This is a genomic window from Prescottella soli (assembly GCF_040024445.1).
GTDB lineage: Bacteria > Actinomycetota > Actinomycetes > Mycobacteriales > Mycobacteriaceae > Prescottella > Prescottella soli.
Genome location: NZ_CP157276.1, coordinates 3,031,813 through 3,048,034, shown reverse-complemented (window position 1 = coordinate 3,048,034; position 16,222 = coordinate 3,031,813). Strand labels below are relative to the sequence as shown.

Sequence of the window (16,222 nt, the reverse complement as noted above, 5' to 3'; positions counted from 1 at the left end):
TCGTGCACCCGCACGCGAGAAGCGGGTGCCTATCGAGCGGACCAGTGACATGCTTGGTACGAGAGCTGACATTTCCGGCTCGAAAGGCACGACGATGAGCCAACAAAAGAACAGACAGCAAAGATGGGTGCTGGTTGCGGCCGTGGCGCTGGGGGCAGGACTGCTCGGCGTCGCGATCGCCGGATGCGACTACGACATCGATTCGAATTCCAGACTCACGACCACCAGCGAAACGAGCACTCCCGAGAATCCGAGCGGGCTACAGCTGACCAATTCGTTCGGCTATATACCGACACACGGGCCGGCACTCGAAACCGCACCGATCGAGCCCCAGGGCGGCGCCATCGACGGCGACCCGTTCGAGCTCGGCGGCGGTACGCTGCTTCCTGAGCACGATGTGCTACTGCCCACCGGGGCGACTCTCACCACACCCACAGGTTGACCAGGGGTGATGTCATGGTTCAACAGAACAATCGATCATTGCCGCGGCGAATCGCGATCTTCCTCCTCGCGGCGGCCACCGTCCTGACGCTCGGCACCGCCGTAGCCGGCTACCACCGGTCGTCCGACGTCAGCACGAATCAGGGCTACCCGCAGACGCAAATGACGTCGGCAACCGACCAAACCGGTCTGCAACAGACGGATTCGTTCGGCTACATCCCCCAACACGAGACGACACTGCCGACCAACGGGATGGGTCCGGGCGGACAGGGGTTCGGCAACGGTCCGGGCGGGAACCCGGGCCCGCCGCTTCCCGGCGGTCCGCAACTGCCGGCCGCGGCGACACTCACGACGCCCACCGGATGATCTTGCGTCTACCCTCGGGGGCATGGCTTCCCCGCACCCCACCGCCCTGGTCACGGGCGGAAGCCGCGGCCTCGGTGCCGCCATCGCCCGTGAGCTCGCGCCCACCCACCAGCTGATTCTCGGCGGGCGCAGCGCCGAGTCGCTCGAGCCCATCGCCGGGGAGTTGGCCGCCGCACCCTGGCCCGTCGACTTGACCGACTACGCGGCCGTCGCCGCGGCCGTCGCCGACATCGACCGGCTCGACGTGCTGGTGCACAACGCCGGTGTCGCCGAACTGGGGACCATCGAGCAGACGTCCGTCGACGCGTGGCACCGGACGCTCGAGGCCAATGTCGTCGCGGTCGCCGAGTTGACGCGCCTGCTCCTGCCCGCTCTGCGGGCCTCGCACGGCCACGTCGTGTTGATCAACTCCGGGTCCGGGTTGCGCGCCAACGCCGGTTGGGGCGCCTACGCGGCGAGCAAGTTCGCGCTGCGCGCGTTCGGCGACGCTCTGCGCCTCGAGGAGCCCGCGCTGCGCGTTACCTCGATCCACCCGGGACGCATCGACACCGACATGCAACGCGAGATCGTCCGCGCCGAGGGCGGCGAGTACGACGCCGACCAGTTCCTCGCCCCGGAGACCGTGGCGCGTGCGGTCCGGAACGCCGTCGAGACGCCGCGGGACGCACATCCCACCGAGATCGTGCTGCGGCCGATCCCGAGGTAACCGTTCGGTGCCCGCCTCGGCCTCGTGGCAGTCAGGGATGCAGCGTCGTGATGGTGAGCACCGCACAGGGATCGGTCATCTCGAACGCATCGACGCACCCGGGCGGGAGCAGCACTGCGTCCTCCGTCACCGGGTCGACGAGGATGAGCAGCGCATCGGGATCGGCGACCGCGGGCGGTTCACCGATCCGCACCGTCGCCGTCGCCCGGCCGCGCCGCGCCATCACGTTCAGCGCCCGGGTGGGCGTCTCCACGCGGCACTGCGGCGCCCACTCGCCCGGGAACGCAAACGTCTGCAGCGGTTCGACGACATGGCGCACCACGCCGGTCTCCGAAGCCTCCGACGCGAACGGTGCCCCGCTCAGCTCGATCGGTACCGCACCGACCGGTATGAAGAACCGGTCGTATCCATCGATCACCGAGAATGTCGACGACGTCGGCTCGTCGGCGATGCTCACCCGCCACAGGTCGGTCTCGGCAACTACCTGTGTAGTGCCCTGACCATTGCGCCAGCGCACCGACTCCCGGTCGTCGCGGGTGGTCCAGCGCGCCTTCGATCCGGGCGAGTACGGGTCGTTCACAGTGCCTCCGTGGCGATTCGTGTCGAAGGATTCCGGTTGCCAGTCCCCGCTCCACGCTGAACTTGCACACCCGGCTTCCCATCCAGGGTTGTATATACAACCCGCTTCGGTCAACCGGCTGTCCACACCGTCGACAGGACGAACGCCCCGTCGACACGCCCGCGAGCATGCCGAGATGCTCGAATCACACACCACCCCAACGGTTCCCGCCAACCGGAGGGCAGTGCACTGCGTAGACGGACGACGGTGGGGGTGTGTTCCGGCGTCGCCGTGACGCCGGAACACACCCCCACCAGGAGCGGAGCTGCCGTCTCGTCAGCTGACGGTCATGTCCTCCTGCGCCCAGTACGCCCGGGTGCTGGTGATCTTGGCGTCGTCGTCGAACGTCATGACGTCGATCGGCTCGACGACGTAGGTCTGGTCGCCGGCCTTGGTGGTGACACGGAAGTGGAACGCGGCGCTGTTGCCGGCGACGCGGATCGTCAGCAGTTCGGCCGTCTGATCCATCGACTCGATCGCGGTGAAGAACGAACGGATCTCCTCGACGCCGCGCTTGGGCTCGGTGCCGACCGGATCCTCGACCGTGGCACCCTCGGCGAACAACGCGGCCACCGCGTCGGCGCTCTTGCCGCTGATCGCCTTCATGTACGACGCGACGGTGTTCTTGATGTCTTCTGCGGATGCCATGATCGCTGAACCTTTGCTCGTGGAACGAATTTCGGTGCTCTTGCGGCGGGGAGCGTAACCCGCCTCACACACCCGGCACACCGTTCGGTCCCGCCCACCGGACACTCCCGACAATCCACCGAAGCAGAGCGAGCGTCGCAGGGGCGCTGCTACCGTCCCGCGCATGTCAATCCAGCTTGGGGGTATCTGGGGTCGGGCGTTCGTCGCCGCACTCGCGGTGACAGTCGTGGTCGGAGGTGGCGCCGCAGGCACGGCCGCGGCCCAATCGAGTGGCAGTGCTCTGCCGAACACCAGTGTCGGCGGACTGGGATCGACCGGCAGCGCCGCGGGACAGGGGTCCGTCGGACCCGGCTCGTTGACCGACGGCACGGGCTCGGACGGCACCGGCTCGAACGGCACCACGCCGATCACCGGCTCGCTGGGAACGGCGTCGTTGGCCAGGTCGGCGTTCGGTTCCTGGATTCCGGGCTCGGTCGACTCGTCGGTGTCGCCACCGGATCTGACGCCGCCCGTCCTCGAGACGCTGCGCGACGACATGCTGCCGTCGCCGGTCGGGGATCCGTTCTTCGACGAGTACCCACCCGGTCTGCCCGGCATGGCGAACGGGCAGGTCATCACCGTCCGCGACGTGACACCGGCCGCCCGATCACTGCCGATCGCGCCGGTGCGCGAGGTGAGGCAGTTCAAGGTGAAGTCCACCGACGCGAACGGGACACCGTCGTTCGCGACCGCAACCCTCGTCATTCCCGCCACGCCGTGGACCGGTCCGGGACCGCGACCGGTCCTGGTCAACAACGTGCCGATCAACGGACTCGGGCGGGCCTGCACCACCTCCCACACCATGGCGAACGGGGTCACGCCGTCGACGAACTTCATCGAGTTGCTCCGGCCCGTCACGACGAAGGCCGAGGAACGCGGCTACGCGGTACTCATCCCGGACCACGAGGGCCCCCGGATGGCGTACGGGGAACCGTACGTCGCGGGGCACGCGATCCTCGACACCATCCGAGGCATGCGCAACGAGTACCCCGCGGAGTTCGGCACCAGCAAGATCGCGATGATGGGCTACTCCGGCGGCGCGATCGCTACACACGGCGCGGTCAAGCTGATCGATTCGTACGCACCGGAATTGGCTCCCGCCATCGTCGGCGCCGCATTCGGGGGAGTGCCCGCCGACTTCGAGATGCTCGGACGCACCATGAACGGCAACCTCGCCAGTGGACTCTTCCTCGCGGCGGTGCTGGGGATCTCGCGGGAGCACACCCAGATCCTGCCCGTGATCAACAACCTCGGGCAGCAGCTGGGAATCTCCGGCATCAAGGACATGTGCGTGAACAACCTTGCCGTGATCGGCCTCCTGAACGCGCCCATCGAAGCACTCGCGAACGTCAAGAATGCGCTGAATTCCCCTGTCGCGCACGACATTTACAACATCACAAAGATGGCAGGCATCAAGTCCGGCACCCCGCTCTACATCTACAACGGCGGTCAGGACTTCTGGATCCCCGCCCTGGGTGCCCGCAACCTCTACGACGAGCAGTGCGAGCTCGGGGTCCGCGCCGTGTACCGGCAGGTGCCGGGCGAGCACGCGCTCGGCGAGTTGATCGGCAACCCCGGGGCGTTCGACTGGGTCGACGCCCTCTTCCACGGGAAGCCCGCACCCGACGAGTGCTGAGCCACCCCTCCGACGACTGAAGGGTCCCTTCACGCGCTGCGAGCGCGCGAAGGGACCCTTCAGCTGTTGCGACTAGAGAACGACGTTCACCATCTTGCCGGGGACGACGATCACCTTGCGGGGATCCTTGCCGCCCAGCAGCGCGACGATCTTCTCGTCGGCGAGGGCGATCTTCTCGATGTCCTCGCGGGCCGCGTCGACCGCGACGTTGATGCGGCTGCGGACCTTGCCGTTGACCTGGATCGGGTACTCGACGGTGTCCTCGACCAGCCACTTCTCGTCGGCGGTCGGGAACGGGCCGTGCGCCAGCGACTCGGTGTGGCCCAGACGCGACCACAGCTCCTCGGCGAGGTGCGGCGCGATCGGGCCGAGCATGAGCGCCAGCGGCTCCACCGCGGAGCGCGGGGCGCCGCCCGGGTACTCCTTGGTGAGGTGGTTGGTGTACTCGATCAGCTTGGCGACGGCGGTGTTGTCGCGCAGCGCCGCGTAGTCCTCGGCCACACCGGCGATCGCCTTGTTGAGCGCGCGCAGCGTGCCCTCGGACGGCTCCGCGTCGGTGACGCGCAGGTCGCCGGTCTCCTCGTCGACGACGACGCGCCACGCGCGCTGCAGGAAGCGGTGCGCGCCGATGACGTCCTTCGTCGCCCACGGACGGGAGGTGTCCAGCGGACCCATCGCCATCTCGTAGACACGCAGGGTGTCGGCACCGAACTCGTCGCAGATCTCATCCGGCGCAACGGAATTCTTCAGGCTCTTGCCCATCTTTCCGTACTCACGCTTGACCTCGGCGCCCTGGTAGAAGAACTTGCCGTCCTCCTCGGTCACCTCGGCGGCCGGCACGTAGACGCCCCGCTCGTCGGTGTACGCGTACGCCTGGATGTAGCCCTGGTTGTACAGGCGGCGGTACGGCTCACTGGAGCTGACGTAGCCCAGGTCGAACAGCACCTTGTGCCAGAACCGCGAGTACAGCAGGTGCAGCACCGCGTGCTCGACACCGCCGACGTACAGGTCCACGCCACCGGGATCGTTGGGGCCGTGGATGTCCGGACGCGGACCGGTCCAGTAGGCCTCGTTCTCGGGGGCGACGAACTGCTCGCTGTTGGTGGGGTCGATGTAGCGCAGCTGGTACCACGAGCTGCCTGCCCACTGCGGCATCACGTTGGTGTCGCGGCGGTAGTCCTTGAGTCCGTCACCGAGGTCCAGCTCGACGTTGACCCAGTCGGACGCCTTCGCCAGCGGGGGAGAGGGCTCGGAGCTGGCGTCGTCCGGATCGAACGACACCGGCGCGTAGTCCTCGACCTCCGGAAGTTCCACCGGCAGAGCCGATTCCGGAAGCGGATATGCGACGCCGTCGGCGTCGTACACGATCGGGAACGGCTCGCCCCAGTAGCGCTGGCGCGCGAACAGCCAGTCGCGCAGCTTGTACTGGATGGTGCCGGTGCCGACGCCCGCCGCCTCGAGCCGCTCGATGACGGCCTTCTTGGCGTCGGCCACGTTCAGGCCGTCGAGGTACTCGGAGTTCACGAGCGGTCCGTCGCCGGTGAACGCCGACTCGGACAGGTCGCCGCCCTTGATGACCTCGACGATGTCGAGGCCGAATGCGGTGGCGAACTCCCAGTCGCGCTGGTCGTGACCCGGAACGGCCATGATCGCGCCAGTGCCGTAGCCGGTGAGCACGTAGTCGGCGATGAACACCGGCAGCTCGTGCCCGTTGACCGGGTTGACCGCGTAGACGCCGAGGAAGACGCCGGTCTTCTCCTTGTTCTCCTGGCGCTCGAGGTCGCTCTTGGCACCGATCGACGCCCGGTACGCCTTGACGGCGTCGGCCGGGGTGGCCGCGCCACCGGTCCAGCGCGGGTCGACGCCCTCGGGCCACTCGGCCGCCACCAGCTGGTCCACCAGCTCGTGCTCGGGGGCCAGCGTCACGTAGGTGGCACCGAACAGGGTGTCCGGGCGGGTGGTGAACACCTCGATGTCGTGGCCGTCGGCCGCGAACTTGACCTGGGCGCCGTGCGAGCGTCCGATCCAGTTGCGCTGCATGGACTTGACCTTGTCCGGCCAGTCCAGGTACTCGAGGTCGTCGACCAGGCGGTCCGAGTACGCGGTGATGCGCATCATCCACTGCTGCAGGTGCTTCCGGAACACCGGGAAGTTGCCGCGCTCGCTGCGGCCGTCCGCGGTGACCTCCTCGTTGGCCAGCACCGTGCCCAGGCCCGGGCACCAGTTGACCATCGAATCCGAGTGGTAGACGAGGCGGTACGAGTCCAGCACCTTGCTGCGCTCGACCGCGTCCAGCGACGCCCAGTCCCGTCCGTCGTCGAGAGTGCGCTCACCCGAGGCGAACTCGGCCTCGAGCTCGGAGATGCGGCGCGCCTTGCCCTGCGCGGTGTCGTACCAGGCGTTGTAGATCTGCAGGAAGATCCACTGCGTCCAGTGGTAGAAGTCGACGTCGGTGGTCGCGACGGAGCGGCGCTCGTCGTGGCCCAGGCCCAGGCGGCGCAGCTGACGCTGCATGTTCGCGATGTTCGCCTCGGTCGTGGTGCGCGGATGCGTGCCCGTCTGCACCGCGTACTGCTCGGCCGGCAGACCGAAGGCGTCGTAGCCGAGGGTGTGCAGGACGTTGTGACCCTGCATGCGGTGGTAGCGCGCGAAGACGTCGGTGGCGATGTAGCCGAGCGGATGCCCGACGTGCAGGCCCGCGCCCGACGGGTACGGGAACATGTCCTGGACGAACAGCTTGTCGGCGGGCACGTCACCGGCGAGCGGGCCCACCGGGTTGGGGGCGTTGAACGTCCCGCGCTCGCTCCACAGGTCCTGCCAGCGCTGCTCGATCCGGCCGGCGAGCTCCGCGGTGTAGCGGTGCTGCGGCGTCGAGTCGTCGGGGGATGAGGCTTGCTGAACTGGCTCGGTCACTGTGGTCGCTATCTACTTGGATGACGGGAATTCCGTCAACCAGGGTAAAGCCTGGTCGGTCCCGGCGAACACCCAGGAACACGCCCTCCTCATCGCGGGGCTTATCGTGGATGCGTGGTCATCCTCGCTGTCGTGCTGTTCATCGCCGCTGTTGCTCTCGGGGCCCTGGGCGTCGCCGGACTGACCGGTCGGCTCAAGCGCAACCGCTGGGCCGGGGTCCGTACCCCGCAGTCGCTGCGCGACGACGAGACGTTCGCGCTGGCCAACAAGGTCGCCGCCCCCACCATGCTGGCCGCGGCCGGTGTGCTGGTCATCGGCGGTGTCGCGGCGATTCTGTTCGACGGCGTCCTCCCGGTCGTCGCGGTGGTCGTCGCCGCCCTGGCCGCCCTGTTCACCGTCGCCGCCGGCGGCAACCTCGGCTCCAAGGCCGCGGGCGCGCTGCCGGAAACCAGCGGCTGCGGCACCTCCTGCGGCGCCTGCAGCCTCAAGGGCGCGTGCGAACCGGCCTGACTGGTTGAATCCCGGGTGTGACCACACCCACACCGAGCCCCCGCGTCTTCGATCCCGCCGGCGTCGTCTTCGGCGTCGTCGTTCCGATGCTCGCCGCGGCGGCCGGCGTCGTGCTGACCTACGTGCTCCTGCCTCGGCTACCCGAGCAGATCGCGACGCAGTGGTCGGGAGACACCGCCACCAGTTTCATGAGCCCCACCGGCAGCGCGTGGTTGGCCGGCGTGATGGTGGTGATCGTCGGTGGCGGCTGCAGCGGAATCGCCGCACTCGCACAGGCCCAGTTGATGACGCGCCGGATCATGCTCGTGATCGGCCTGACAGTGGTCGGGCTGATCGTCGCCGTGCAGATCGCGATTCCCATCCAGCAACTCGACATGACGACACCCACCGACGCTCCACTACCCGTCGACGCGATCGGTGCCGGTCTCGCCTTCGGCGCGGTCGCCGGGATGGTCGGCGCGTCACTGCTCCGGGACTACCGGGTCCGTGCCGTCGCCACCGAGGCACCGTCGGCGGACCTGCCTCGCAGTGCCGTAGAGCTGCCGATCACCGACCAGGTGGGTATGAGCGCGTCCGGCCTCATTGCGACGGCCATGGTCCTCGCAATGCCCGCGGCGTTGTTGTGCTGGTTCGCGGACTCCTGGTGGTTGATGGGCGTGTACCTGCCCGTGGTGCTACTCACCGTGGTTCTGCTGCAGTTCCGACTGGTCGTCGACGCCGACAGCATCCGCGTGCAGAACATGGGCATGTCGGCGATCGAGTACGGCACCGAGGAGGTGCTGGGCGCGAAGGTCACGCACCTGCGCCCGTTCCAGGATTTCGGCGGATGGGGGCTCAAGGCGAAGGGCCGCGGCAACTACGGCGTCGTCACCCGCACGGGACCGGCCGTCGTGATCACGTTCGCCTGCGGGAATCAGCTCACCGTCACCACCGCGAGGGCCGAGGAGGTCGCCGGTGCGCTCAACACCCTCGCCGACCGGCGCCTGGCCCGGTCGTGACTGTCACAGCCCCTGAACGTCCCCACTCCTGAACGTCACAGCACTCCTGAACGTCACAGCGCCGACGCCCGGATCGCCTCCATGAGCGCCGTCTCGGGGCCGCTGGGCGTGCTCGACCGGCCCATCAGCACGAACTCGACGTCGCCCGGGGCGGGCAGGCCGAAGCGATCGCCGACGGGCCGCAGCTCGGTGGGCAGCAGCGAGTTCGCGTGCACGATGAACCCCAGACCGGCCAGCACGGCGGCGCGCAGCCCCGCTCGACTGTTGGCCAGGCAGGTGATCCGACTCGGCAGCCGCGCCGACTCGAGGGCGCCGAGTGCGCACGCGCGGGTGATGCTCGGCGGGGGATAGACCACGAGCGGGACCGGGGTGGACGGATCCCACTGGGACTCGGTCGTCCCGCCCCACACCAGTCGGTCGCGCCACACCAGCTCCCCGTGTGTCTCGCCGGGCCGGCGCATCACGAACGCGAGATCGAGGTCCCCGGCACGCAACTGCGCGTGGACCGTGCGGCTCAGCCCGACCGTGAGCTGGAGGTCGACGAGGGGGTGCGTCCTCCGGAAGTCGCGCAGGATCTCCGGCAGCCCCTTGGCGACCAGATCTTCTGCCGCGCCGAACCGGAGCCTCCCGGTGAGCGTCGAGCCCTCGAAGTACCGGCTGGCCCGGCCGTGGGCGTCGAGGATCGAACGGGCGAACCCCACCATCGCGGTGCCGTCGGCGGTGAGTTCGACAGTGTGCGTGTCGCGCGCGACGAGCACGCAGCCCGCCGCCTGCTCGAGCCGCGCGATGTGCCCACTGACGGTGGACTGGCGCAGACCCAGCTGCCGAGCGGCAGCGGTGAACCCGCCCGTCTGCTCGACGGCGAGGAACGTCCTGAGGAGAACCGGATCGAACATGGCTCCTGGATATCACGCAACGTGATCACAGTTAACGGATTGAACGGCTTTCATGATCAATTCGGGGACATATACCGTTGACCGGTGAAGTTTCTGAGCAGGTTCTACATCGACGGATTCATCCTGGCCATCGTCGCGGTGGCGGTCCTCGGCAGCCTGTTCCCCGTTTCCGGCAGCGGTCAGACGGTGCTCGACTGGGCCACCAAGATCGCGATCGGATTCCTGTTCCTGCTCTACGGCGCGCGCCTGTCGCCGGCCGAGGCGCTGCAGGGCCTCAAGCACTGGCGCCTGCACTCGGTGGTGTTCGCCGCGACCTTCGTGCTGTTCCCGCTCATCGGCCTGGCGCTGCGGATCCTGGTGCCCACCGTGATCACCGACGAGATGTACACGGGCATCCTCTACCTGTGCCTGGTGCCGTCGACGGTGCAGTCGTCGATCGCGTTCACCTCGATCGCGCGCGGCAACGTCGCGGGCGCCATCGTCAGCGCGTCGTTCTCGAACCTGCTCGGCGTCTTCGTCACGCCGGTGTTGGTGGTCCTGCTGATGAACACGACCGGTCAGGCGACGGTCGATTTCTCGTCCGTGATCGACATCGTGCTGCAACTGCTGCTGCCGTTCCTGATCGGCCAGCTCATCCGGCCGCTCGTCATCGACTGGCTGCAGAAGTACGCGCAACCGACCAAGCTGGTCGACCGCGGCTCGATCCTGCTGGTCGTGTTCTCGGCGTTCAGCGAGTCGATGAACGAGCACGTCTGGAGCACCGTGACGGTGCTCGAGGTCCTCGCGGTGGTCGTGGTGTGCTGCGGCATCCTGGCCGCGGTACTCGGCATCACCGCGTTCGCCGGCAAGAAGCTCGGTTTCTCGCTGCCGGACCGCATCGTGATCGTCTTCTGCGGCTCCAAGAAGAGCCTCGCAACGGGCCTGCCGATGGCATCGGTGCTGTTCGCCGGTCAACCCGTGGGCCTGATCGTGCTGCCGCTGATGATCTTTCATCAGATCCAGCTGATCGTCTGTGCCGCGATCGCGCAGAGGTTCGCGAAACGGACCGATCCGGAGCCGGTCACTTCCTGACCGCCCGCTCGTTCGCGCACGCCGCCGCGGCACCTGCGGTTCAATGGAATGGACTGTTCCGGTGTTGTCGTGTTGTCCGAGGAAATGCAGACGTGCTTTCGGAGGCGAACGTGAGCAAGAGTCACCCCGACGAGTCCCGCGATCTCATCATGCCCGCCTACACGGGCCGACTCGAAACGAATCCCGTTCCCGCCCTGCGCCTGCCCGACGACCCGATGGACTCGCGCGCGGCCTACCGGTTCATCCACGACGAGCTGATGCTCGACGGCAGCTCGCGGCTCAACCTCGCGACGTTCGTGACGACGTGGATGGACCCCGAGGCCGGCGTGCTGATGGCCGAGACGTTCGACAAGAACCTCATCGACAAGGATGAGTACCCGGCCACGTCGGCGATCGAGCAGCGCTGCGTCAACATGGTGGCCGCACTGTTCAACGCGCCGGGATTGTCCAAGACCGATCCCGCGTCGGCGACCGGCGTCTCGACGATCGGCTCGAGCGAGGCCGTCATGCTCGCGGGGCTGGCGATGAAGTGGCGCTGGCGGCAGGCGCGCGAGCGGGCCGGCTTGGACGCGTCCAGACCGAAACTGGTGATGGGCAGCAACGTTCAGGTGGTCTGGGAGAAGTTCTGCCGCTACTTCGACGTCGAGCCGGTGTACCTGCCGATGGAGCCGGGCCGGTACGTGATCACCACGGAGCAGGTCATGGCGGCGGTGGACGAGAACACAATCGGCGTGGTCGCGATCTTCGGCACCACGTACACCGGCGAACTGGAACCGGTCGAGGAGATCGCGAATGCGCTGGACAAGCTCGCGGCGGACGGCGGGCCGGACGTCCCGGTGCACGTCGATGCCGCCAGCGGCGGGTTCGTGGTGCCGTTCCTGCATCCGGATATGGTGTGGGACTTCAGGATTCCACGTGTCGTCTCGATCAACGTGAGCGGCCACAAGTACGGCCTCACCTATCCGGGCATCGGGTTCGTGCTCTGGCGCGACGCCGAGCGCCTGCCCGAGGAACTGGTGTTCCGGGTGAACTACCTCGGCGGCGACATGCCCACGTTCACGCTCAACTTCTCGCGCCCCGGCAACCAGATCGTGGGCCAGTACTACAACTTTCTGCGGCTCGGCCGCTCCGGCTACCGGAGCATCATGCAGACACTGCGGACCACCGCGATGTGGTTGAGCACCAACCTTTCCGAGGAAGGTACCTTCCGGATCATCAGCAACGGCTCGGACATCCCCGTCATCGCGTTCGAACTCGCCGACGAGGAGGGGTTCACGGTCTTCGACGTCTCCCACGAACTGCGTGCCCGCGGCTGGCAGGTACCGGCCTACACGATGCCCGCCGACGCGACCGACGTCGCGGTCCTGCGCATCGTGGTCCGCGAGGGCTTCAGCGCCGACCTGGCCCGGCTGCTCTTCGACGACGTCGTCAACGTGTGCACCCACCTGCGCGAGGAGAACGTCGCCATCCACTCGGAGGCCCGGCACTTCGCGCACTGACCGCGTGCATTCCCGTTCCGGGCTGTCGCCGACATAGACTCGGCGCTGTGCTCGTGTGGATCAACGGCGCGTTCGGCGCGGGAAAGACGCAGACGGCGTACGAGTTGCACCGACGCCTCCCCACCGCGCACGTCGCCGATCCCGAACTGATCGGGTTCGCGGTCCATCGGATGCTCCCGACCTCGGCGCGCGGCGACTTCCAGGACCGGCCCCAGTGGCGCTCTGCGGTGGTCGCGACGCTCGCCGACGCGGTGGCGGCCAACGACGGACCCGTCATCGTTCCGATGACCCTCGTGAATCCGGATTACTTCGACGAGATCATGTCCGGCCTGGCGGCCGCGGACGTCGAGGTGCGGCACTACGCGCTGACCGCCTCGCCCGACACCCTCCGACAGCGGCTGCGGACACGTAGCGGCTACTGGCTGGGACGTGCGGTGGGGCGGGACGAGACCTGGGCGATGCAGCAGATCGACCGCTGCGTCGCGGCCCTGCAGTCGGAGCGGTTCGCAGAGCACGTCGCCACCGACGATCGCGCCATCGACGAGGTCGTCGAGGACATCGCCGCACGCGCGGACCTGCCGCTCGCGGGAGCCCGCATGAGCCGGGTTCGCTACCAGGTGCGACGAGCCGCGGTGGGAGTCCGGCACATTCGTCTCTGAGGCGAGTCTGCTCCTGCGGCCGCGCAGACGGCGCGGGTTCAGGTCAGTTCAGGTCGACGTCGATGGGGTGCGTCGCGAGCAGCGCGAGCGGCATGGGCTGCCGACGCAGCACCTGACCCCAGACGTCCACGCGGGGCGGGCTGACGACGTCGGAAGCCAACGCGGACAACACGATCCAATCGTCGTGCTCGATCTCGGAGTCGAGCTGACCGAACGTCCAGCCCGCGTAGCCGGCGAAGATCCGCAGCCCCTCGATCACCGGCGCGATCGTGTCGGGGTCGGCGTCGAGGTCCACCATGACGACGCGGCCGTCGATGCGACGCAGGCCGTCGACCCCCGTGATGTCCACTCCGGTGCGCAGCGTCGCCAGGCACAGCGCAGCGTCGCGGGTGACCGGGCCGCCGACGTAGATCGCCTTGGGATCGGACGCGAGGTCCGCCCACTGCGGCAGCACCTCCTGCACGGAGGTGTCGCTGCGGCGATTGATGACGACGCCGAGACTGCCGGCGTCGTTGTGTTCGATCATGTAGACGACGGTCCGGCGGAACGTCGGTTCGAACAGTTCGGTCGACGACACCAGCAGGGTGCCCGGCCGCACCGCCGGCTGAGCCGGGGCTGTGCGGTCCTCAGGGTCCTCCGAGTGCGCCACGGGGTCATCATCTCATCGACGCGGCCCTGGCGGGAGATGCGAACCGCGATCGGCCGTGTCGTGCCTAGGCCGCCTCGGCCTCGCTGCGCGGCGCCGGAACCGGGCACGACGCGGCGCGGGGCACGCCGAGCTTCTGCAGGAGCAGGCTCATCGGGCACCAGCCGACGACCCCGTAGAGGACGAGGTTCGCCGAAGCGAAGGCGGTGAGACCGCGCCACCTGGGCGAGTGCTTGCGGCCGAGCAGCAGGCTCGCGCCGACCACCGAACCGCCGAGCAGCGGAACGATGCGCTCGATGGACCAACCGGAATGCTTGGGCAGTGCCATTTCCAGATCTCCTCGTGGATGTGTGGGTGTCAGGCGGTGATCTCCAGGCCCGCACGTCGCCACGCGTCCATGCCACCACGCACCGAGTACGCCTCGGCGCCGGCGCGCGCGAGCACGCGGGCCGCGGTGGCCGACCGCCCGCCGGACCGGCAGATCGCGACGACCGGCCGATCGCCGACGGCGTCGGGGCCGCGTTCGATCACCTCGTGCAGCGGCAGGTGTGTCGCGCCGGGCGCGTGCCCCGAGTCCCATTCGGGAAGGGACCGCACGTCCAGCAGGACCGCGCCCCCTTCGACGAGGTTCCGGGCCTCGTGGACGTCGACGACGCCGTACGACTTGCGGAAGAACTTCGACAGTAGGGCCACCCTGCTCGCTTTCTCCAGACCCCCGAGGGGGTCGTTCGATCCACACTGTATACCCCGAGGGGTATAGGGGTCGACGTGTCGTCGACCACGTTTCGACGCCTCAGACCAGCCCCAGGACCTCGTCGAGAACCACGAGATGATGCCCGAACAGCGCCGCGGGATCGGCGAAGGTGTCGGCGCCATACTGCCCGAACACCTCGAAGTTCACCGCACCGAACAGCGCAGCCCAGCCCATCACGCCGCGGGCGAGGAGGCCGTCGGGCACGGTCAGGCCCATCTCGCCGCGGATGCGGTCGAGGTCGAGCTTCAGTCCCGGGTCGATCGGCGTCTCGGGCAGCACGACCCCGCCAGCCCTGTACGCGGCCTCGAGGATGCCCACCATCGCGACGACGACCCGGGTGCCGGGACCGGTCGTGCGCTCGGCCGGCGCGTGATACCCGGGCACCGGGCTGCCGAACAGCAGCGCGTACCGGGCGGGCTCCCGCACGGCCCACGCCCGCACGGCGCGGGCGAGCGCGTGCATCCGGCCGCGGTGGTCGTCGGCCGGGACCGCATCGACGGCGGCGTCCACCTCGCCGCCCAACTCGGTGTAGCCGTCGACGACCAGCAGCGTGAGCAGCTCGTCGCGGCTCGCGACGTATCGGTACACCGCCGACGAAACCACCCCGAGGTCCCGCGCGACCGCCCGCAGCGACAGCGCGGCCGCGCCGTGCGTGGCGAGGTGTTCGCGTCCGATGCGGGTGATCTCGGCGAGCGTCTGCTCGCGGGCGCGTTCGCGCGGGGTGACGGTCATGGCCCCACCCTGCCCGAGAAGCGAGAGCACTGTCAACAAAAGAGAGCACTGCTCTTGACACCGCGCGGGCAGGCGCGCATTGTGGAAACAGAGAGCAGTGCTCTCGATTCTGGAAATCTCCTCGAGAAAGCGAGCACGCCATGTCGAATCCGCAGGTAGTGACCGGGGCGGGACCTGTCGGCTGGACCGTCGCCGAGCAACTGGCCGACGCCGGCCACGACGTGCGGGTGCTGACCCGCTCGGGCAGCGGGCCGGTCCATCCGCGGATCGAACGCCGGAAGGTGGACGTCTCCGATCCCGCGACCCTCGCGCCGGCGCTGGAGGGTGCCACCGCGGTCTTCCACTGCATCCACGGCTCCGCGTACGACGCCCGCGCCTGGGAGCGTGAACTGCCCGCCGCCGAGCAGGTGGTGATGGACGCCGCGCAGCACATCGGGGCCGTCGTGGTGTTCCCGGAGAGCCTGTACTCGTACGGCCGCCCGGCCGGCCCGATGACCGAGGACAGCCCCCGGGACGCGAGCACCGGCAAGCTCGGTGTCCGCACCCGGCTGCTCGCGGCCCGCGCCGCCCACCCGGTCCCCACGGTCAGCGTCGTCGCGTCCGACTTCTTCGGACCGCACGTCCGCAGCGCGCATGCGGGGGAGCGGATGGTGCCATCGGTCCTGGCGGGGAAGACCATTCGCGTGATGGGACGCGCCGACGTGGTCCATTCGTTCACGTACGTGCCGGACCTGGCGGCGGCGATGATCGCCGCGGCGCACGACGCCCGGCTGTGGAACACCGTGGTGCACGCACCCACCGCGCCCGCGGTGACGCAGCGGCAGATGGTCGAGGCCTTCGCGGACGCGGCGCAGGTGCCCGCACCGAAGGTGGGGACGCTGCCGGGGTGGCTGCTGCGCACCGTCGGCACGGTGCACCGCCCCACCCGGGAACTGGCCGAGACGCTGTACCAGTTCGAGGCCTCGTTCGTCATGGACTCGCACCGCAGCGAGCAGGTGCTGGGCCTGGCGCCGACCCCGTTGGACGAGGCCGCCGCCGAGACCGTCCGGTGGTGGCGGAACGAGCTGACGGCGCGCGCCGACCGATAGG

Annotated in this window: 18 protein-coding genes; 10 read left to right on the top strand and 8 right to left on the bottom strand. The window is 68.6% G+C overall.

The window, feature by feature from the left end; all coding sequences use genetic code 11:
* Window positions 1–94 precede the first annotated feature (94 nt).
* Genes ABI214_RS14255 through ABI214_RS14245 form a run of 3 tightly spaced genes read left to right on the top strand, consistent with a single transcriptional unit; the run spans window position 95 to window position 1,513 of the window.
* Window positions 95–442, top strand: coding sequence for a hypothetical protein (locus tag ABI214_RS14255; RefSeq protein ID WP_348603189.1), 348 nt, complete (start codon window positions 95–97; stop codon window positions 440–442).
* 14 nt (window positions 443–456) lie between these two features.
* The gene (locus tag ABI214_RS14250) at window positions 457–807 is read left to right on the top strand and encodes a hypothetical protein (RefSeq protein ID WP_348603188.1); all 351 of its coding nucleotides are present in this window, start codon (window positions 457–459) and stop codon (window positions 805–807) included.
* A gap of 22 nt (window positions 808–829) precedes the next feature.
* On the top strand, window positions 830–1,513 hold the full coding sequence (locus ABI214_RS14245) for an SDR family oxidoreductase (protein WP_348603187.1): 684 nt from the start codon (window positions 830–832) through the stop codon (window positions 1,511–1,513).
* Window positions 1,514–1,544: 31 nt separating this feature from the next.
* Here the strand turns inward: ABI214_RS14245 and ABI214_RS14240 are convergent, their stop codons facing one another.
* The gene (locus ABI214_RS14240; RefSeq protein ID WP_348603186.1) at window positions 1,545–2,093 is read right to left on the bottom strand and encodes a HutD family protein; all 549 of its coding nucleotides are present in this window, start codon (window positions 2,091–2,093) and stop codon (window positions 1,545–1,547) included.
* A 315-nt stretch (window positions 2,094–2,408) separates the two neighbouring features.
* Window positions 2,409–2,780, bottom strand: a complete 372-nt coding sequence (locus tag ABI214_RS14235) for a nuclear transport factor 2 family protein (RefSeq protein WP_348603185.1) — start codon at window positions 2,778–2,780, stop codon at window positions 2,409–2,411.
* A 163-nt stretch (window positions 2,781–2,943) separates the two neighbouring features.
* On the opposite strand from ABI214_RS14235, the gene ABI214_RS14230 reads away from it, so the two are divergent.
* Window positions 2,944–4,455, top strand: coding sequence for a lipase family protein (locus tag ABI214_RS14230; RefSeq protein WP_348603184.1), 1,512 nt, complete (start codon window positions 2,944–2,946; stop codon window positions 4,453–4,455).
* Window positions 4,456–4,527: 72 nt separating this feature from the next.
* Here ABI214_RS14230 and leuS read toward each other — a convergent pair whose 3' ends face one another.
* On the bottom strand, window positions 4,528–7,368 hold the full coding sequence (leuS, locus tag ABI214_RS14225; protein WP_348603183.1) for a leucine--tRNA ligase: 2,841 nt from the start codon (window positions 7,366–7,368) through the stop codon (window positions 4,528–4,530).
* 114 nt (window positions 7,369–7,482) lie between these two features.
* Here leuS and ABI214_RS14220 point away from each other — a divergent pair, with 114 nt between their 5' ends.
* Together ABI214_RS14220 and ABI214_RS14215 are read left to right on the top strand one after the other, a co-directional pair.
* A complete protein-coding gene (locus ABI214_RS14220) occupies window positions 7,483–7,878 on the top strand; it encodes an SdpI family protein (protein WP_348603182.1) in 396 nt (131 codons plus the stop codon).
* A 17-nt stretch (window positions 7,879–7,895) separates the two neighbouring features.
* Window positions 7,896–8,876, top strand: a complete 981-nt coding sequence (locus ABI214_RS14215) for a DUF1648 domain-containing protein (protein ID WP_348603181.1) — start codon at window positions 7,896–7,898, stop codon at window positions 8,874–8,876.
* Window positions 8,877–8,929: 53 nt separating this feature from the next.
* Here ABI214_RS14215 and ABI214_RS14210 read toward each other — a convergent pair whose 3' ends face one another.
* A complete protein-coding gene (locus tag ABI214_RS14210; RefSeq protein ID WP_348603180.1) occupies window positions 8,930–9,772 on the bottom strand; it encodes a LysR family transcriptional regulator in 843 nt (280 codons plus the stop codon).
* A gap of 84 nt (window positions 9,773–9,856) precedes the next feature.
* Between ABI214_RS14210 and ABI214_RS14205 the strand changes: the two genes are divergently transcribed.
* The 3 genes from ABI214_RS14205 (at window position 9,857) to ABI214_RS14195 (ending at window position 13,001) form a co-directional block, all read left to right on the top strand.
* The gene (locus tag ABI214_RS14205; protein WP_348603179.1) at window positions 9,857–10,843 is read left to right on the top strand and encodes a bile acid:sodium symporter family protein; all 987 of its coding nucleotides are present in this window, start codon (window positions 9,857–9,859) and stop codon (window positions 10,841–10,843) included.
* Between the two features lie 110 nt (window positions 10,844–10,953).
* Complete coding sequence (locus ABI214_RS14200; protein ID WP_408586966.1) at window positions 10,954–12,342, top strand: glutamate decarboxylase; 1,389 nt, start codon at window positions 10,954–10,956, stop codon at window positions 12,340–12,342.
* Window positions 12,343–12,389: 47 nt separating this feature from the next.
* Window positions 12,390–13,001, top strand: a complete 612-nt coding sequence (locus ABI214_RS14195) for an AAA family ATPase (RefSeq protein ID WP_348603178.1) — start codon at window positions 12,390–12,392, stop codon at window positions 12,999–13,001.
* Window positions 13,002–13,044: 43 nt separating this feature from the next.
* Here ABI214_RS14195 and ABI214_RS14190 read toward each other — a convergent pair whose 3' ends face one another.
* The 4 genes from ABI214_RS14190 to ABI214_RS14175 all read right to left on the bottom strand — a co-directional run bounded on the left by ABI214_RS14190 (window position 13,045) and on the right by ABI214_RS14175 (window position 15,133).
* Window positions 13,045–13,650: a YqgE/AlgH family protein gene (locus tag ABI214_RS14190; protein WP_348603177.1), complete on the bottom strand. Its 606-nt coding sequence runs from the start codon at window positions 13,648–13,650 to the stop codon at window positions 13,045–13,047.
* A 64-nt stretch (window positions 13,651–13,714) separates the two neighbouring features.
* Window positions 13,715–13,975 (bottom strand): YgaP family membrane protein, encoded by a 261-nt coding sequence (locus ABI214_RS14185; RefSeq protein ID WP_348603176.1) that lies wholly within the window; start codon window positions 13,973–13,975, stop codon window positions 13,715–13,717.
* 29 nt (window positions 13,976–14,004) lie between these two features.
* Window positions 14,005–14,340, bottom strand: coding sequence for a rhodanese-like domain-containing protein (locus ABI214_RS14180; RefSeq protein WP_348603175.1), 336 nt, complete (start codon window positions 14,338–14,340; stop codon window positions 14,005–14,007).
* A gap of 100 nt (window positions 14,341–14,440) precedes the next feature.
* Window positions 14,441–15,133 carry a TetR/AcrR family transcriptional regulator gene (locus ABI214_RS14175; RefSeq protein WP_348603174.1) on the bottom strand — a complete coding sequence of 231 codons (693 nt, stop codon included), beginning with the start codon at window positions 15,131–15,133 and terminating at the stop codon, window positions 14,441–14,443.
* A 140-nt stretch (window positions 15,134–15,273) separates the two neighbouring features.
* Here ABI214_RS14175 and ABI214_RS14170 point away from each other — a divergent pair, with 140 nt between their 5' ends.
* Window positions 15,274–16,221 (top strand): NAD-dependent epimerase/dehydratase family protein, encoded by a 948-nt coding sequence (locus tag ABI214_RS14170; RefSeq protein WP_348603173.1) that lies wholly within the window; start codon window positions 15,274–15,276, stop codon window positions 16,219–16,221.
* The last annotated feature ends 1 nt before the right edge of the window (window position 16,222 follow it).